At 46.3% G+C, this 1,075-nt stretch carries 1 protein-coding gene and 1 pseudogene; one reads left to right on the forward strand and one right to left on the reverse strand.

Translation table 11 applies throughout. From position 1 onward, the window contains the following. Positions 1-88: 88 nt before the first annotated feature. On the reverse strand, positions 89-382 hold the full coding sequence (locus QUA80_RS33650; RefSeq protein ID WP_333429221.1) for an IS1/IS1595 family N-terminal zinc-binding domain-containing protein: 294 nt from the start codon (positions 380-382) through the stop codon (positions 89-91). A gap of 64 nt (positions 383-446) precedes the next feature. Between QUA80_RS33650 and QUA80_RS33655 the strand changes: the two are divergent. Further along, positions 447-998 (forward strand): annotated as a pseudogene (locus tag QUA80_RS33655) (RNA-guided endonuclease InsQ/TnpB family protein); the annotation flags it as partial. Between the last annotated feature and the right edge of the window lie 77 nt (positions 999-1,075).

Here is a 1,075-nt window from a genome sequence, read left to right on the forward strand (position 1 = left end):
CAACTTACTCGCTCGAGGTCAAATTGACGGGTTCCTGTAACGCTAAAACCGCATAAGTTCAACTCAAAAGCGTTTGGGTTCCAAGTTTTCAAAACTTATAAAAAAATCCCAGCCACATCTGCGGAATGTGGGTTACATAATTTTGAAGCCAGCTCTTGGAAACACCCATGACTCGGGCAATGCCAGCAAGAGAAATCGGTTCAAGGAGAAGCAACTCAATTTTTGCCAAGGTGTCGGTGTTTTTGGGTTGCCACTTAGGATTTTCGACAAACTGGCGACCACAGTCACGACATTTATGGTTTTGTTTTCCGCGACGAGTCATACCATTTTTCATCACATCGTCAGAACCACAAGTGGGACAAATCAAATAGGGTTTCATCATGAGACTCCTCAAAAGATTGGCATAGAGCTATTATCCTCTATCCTTTACATAAAAGCACTACCCTGCTTTTAAGTGGAAGGATGGGCAATTGTGGCTGGCAAAATGTTGTGACCCTTTGCCAATCCGCTGGAGTCGCAATATTCCAGAAAACTGCGAACCCTCTACGGTGACAGTGAGGCTGGATGCGTCGGGACGCTGGTTTGTCTCTTTGTTGATTGAAGACCTTACGGTTAAAGCACTGCCTCAAACTGATAAAGCTGTAGGGATTGATGCGGGAATCACCTCCTTGATTGCGACCAGTGACGGGGAGAAAGTCGCCAACCCCAAACATTTCAAGCGCCTGAGATATAAGTTGAGACAAGCGCAAAAAGCTTTGTCTCGCAAAGTCAAAGGCTCGAAAAATAGGGAGAAAGCAAGGGGGCATGTTGCTCGAATCCATGCAGCTATTGCCGACTCCCGTACAGACTTCCTTCACAAGCTGACGACTCGATTGGTACGTGAAAACCAAACGATTGCTGTCGAAGACTTGGCTGTGAAGAACATGATGAAGAACCGGAAACTTAGTGCAGCTATTGCTGATGCAAGCTGGAGTGAACTGGTTCGTCAGTTGGCATACAACCCACATTCCGCACCCCCAACTGGCACATACGCGAATTGAGGGGGTAAAAGTGAATCATCCGAGATAATAGTGAG

Source organism: Microcoleus sp. F4-D5, from assembly GCF_036704885.1.
GTDB lineage: Bacteria > Cyanobacteriota > Cyanobacteriia > Cyanobacteriales > Microcoleaceae > Microcoleus.